The sequence below is a fragment of the Ideonella azotifigens genome (assembly GCF_006519715.1).
Classification (GTDB): domain Bacteria; phylum Pseudomonadota; class Gammaproteobacteria; order Burkholderiales; family Burkholderiaceae_C; genus Ideonella; species Ideonella azotifigens.
Genome location: NZ_VIDT01000833.1, coordinates 1 through 2,103, shown reverse-complemented (window position 1 = coordinate 2,103; position 2,103 = coordinate 1). Strand labels below are relative to the sequence as shown.

General features: G+C 69.0%; 1 protein-coding gene and 2 pseudogenes. 2 read left to right on the top strand and 1 reads right to left on the bottom strand.

Translation table 11 applies throughout. The features are described from left to right. Together FKP22_RS28210 and mutY are read left to right on the top strand one after the other, a co-directional pair. Positions 1–879 (top strand): annotated as a pseudogene (locus FKP22_RS28210) (dynamin family protein); the annotation flags it as partial. 18 nt (positions 880–897) lie between these two features. After that, the gene (gene mutY / locus FKP22_RS28205) at positions 898–1,956 is read left to right on the top strand and encodes an A/G-specific adenine glycosylase (protein ID WP_231011969.1); all 1,059 of its coding nucleotides are present in this window, start codon (positions 898–900) and stop codon (positions 1,954–1,956) included. A gap of 21 nt (positions 1,957–1,977) precedes the next feature. Here the strand turns inward: mutY and FKP22_RS34130 are convergent. Beyond that, positions 1,978–2,103, bottom strand: a pseudogene (locus tag FKP22_RS34130) (LON peptidase substrate-binding domain-containing protein); the annotation flags it as partial.

Below are 2,103 nucleotides of genomic sequence, written 5' to 3'. Positions count from 1 at the left end.
GAGCAGATGCTGGAACTGCGCGGCCTGCGCGGCAAAAGCGCCGGCCGCGTCACGCAGATGCTCGAACGTGTGCATGCCGACACGGCCGAGTTCGAGCGCTGCACCGCTCGCCTGACCGCCTTGCGCACGGTGCACGCCCGCCTGCAGCGCAGCGCGCTGAAGGCGCTGGACGCAGACCGTGTTCGCGATGCCGTCGCCGAGCTGCAGCAGGCCATCGGCAGCGGCTGGTTCAACCTGCGCGCCCGCGCGGCCTTCGCCAAGCTCTGCCAGCGCCTGTCGGCACAGCTGGACCAGGCGACGGCCTTGTGCGCCGAAGCCGGCCAGATGCTGAACGCCTTGTTCACCCAGCTCAACACCGAGTTCGGCTTTTCGCTGGTGCCGTCGCCTGCGCCCGAGCTGTCGCCGTTCAAGCAGGAGCTGATGTTGATCGAGCGCAGCTACGGCCGCTACTTCAGCGTCACCCGCTCGATGCGGCTGAACTCCACGGCCTTCAGCGAACAGTTCCAGCGCATGCTGGTCTCCAAGCTGCGCGTGATCTTCGAGAACGCCAGCGGCGAGATCGAGGCCTGGAACCAGGCGGCCTCCGGCCAGATCGACGGCCAGTTCCGCGAGCGGCGCCGCAGCTTCAAGCGCCGCCGCGAATCGCTGGAGCGCATCCAGAGCGCGGCCGGCGAGCTGGAGCAGCGCCTGCTCGAAGTGGAGAACCAGGACGCCAAGCTGTTGGAGCTGGTGGACCGTGCGTATTCGCTGGCTTCGGCGCTGCGCAGCCGCGCCGAGCAAGGCCCCAGCTTCGAGCCTGAAGCGGCCGAGGACGATGCCGGCATGCAGATGATCACGACCGACGGCTGGCAGCCCGGCACCGCGGCAAGAGCCAACTGATCCGGACTGACATCTCCCTTGCCTGACGTCAATGATGCCGCGGCGCTGGCCCCTGCGCTGATCCACTGGCAGCGCCAGCACGGCCGCCACCACCTGCCCTGGCAGCAGACGCGTGACCCCTACCGCGTCTGGTTGTCGGAAATCATGCTGCAGCAGACCCAGGTCAGCACCGTGCTGGGCTACTACCAGCGTTTCCTGGACCGTTTCCCCGATGTCGCCGCACTCGCCGCCGCGCCGCTGGACGATGTGCTGACACTGTGGGCCGGCCTGGGTTACTACAGCCGCGCCCGCAACCTGCACCGCTGCGCCCAGGCCGTGATGCGCGACTTCGGCGGCGCTTTCCCGCCCACCGCCGCGCTGCTCGAAACCTTGCCCGGCATCGGCCGCAGCACCGCTGCGGCGGTGGCTGCGTTCTGCTACGGCGAGCGCGTGTCCATCATGGACGGCAACGTGCGGCGCGTGCTGAGCCGCGCGCTGGGCTTTGGCGAAGACCTCTCGTCACCGCGCAACGAGCGCCTGCTGTGGACCGAAGCCGATGCCATGCTGCCCACGGCCGGTGAAGACATGACGGCCTACACCCAGGGCCTGATGGACCTGGGCGCCACCGTCTGCACGCCGCGCTCGCCGGCCTGCCTGCTGTGCCCGTGGGAAACGCTGTGCGTGGCCCACCGCGAGGGCCGGGAAACCGACTACCCGGTCAAGACCCGCAAGCTCAAGCGCAGCAAGCGTGCGCATGCGCTGCTGTGGCTGCAGCAGGGCAACGCAGTGTGGCTGCAGCAGCGGCCGGACACGGGCGTGTGGGCGGGGCTGTTCAGCCTGCCGGAATTCGAGGACGTGGCCACGCTGCAAGCCTGGTTGGCGGACGGGCCTGGCGAGGGCGAGCCGCTGCCCACCATCTCGCATGTGCTGACGCACTTCGACTGGGCACTGAGCCCCGTGCGCGCCAGCCTGCCCGAGCGCTCGCCGCTGGCCCAGGCCTTGCCGCTGAAGTGGCCCACCGGGCGCTGGGTGGCGATGGAAGAGCTGCCCAGCTATGGGCTGCCAACGCCGGTGCGCAAGTTGCTGCGGCCGGATTGACTTCCGGTCAGATCGCGCGCTTCAGATCACTTTCTGCTTGCGCAGGAAATCGTCCACCAGGCCCAGCCGGGTCAGCGGCTCGTCCAGTTCCATCAGCTTCTGCTTGGCCACGCGGCTGATCGGCAGCAGCTCGCACCAGCGGTTGGC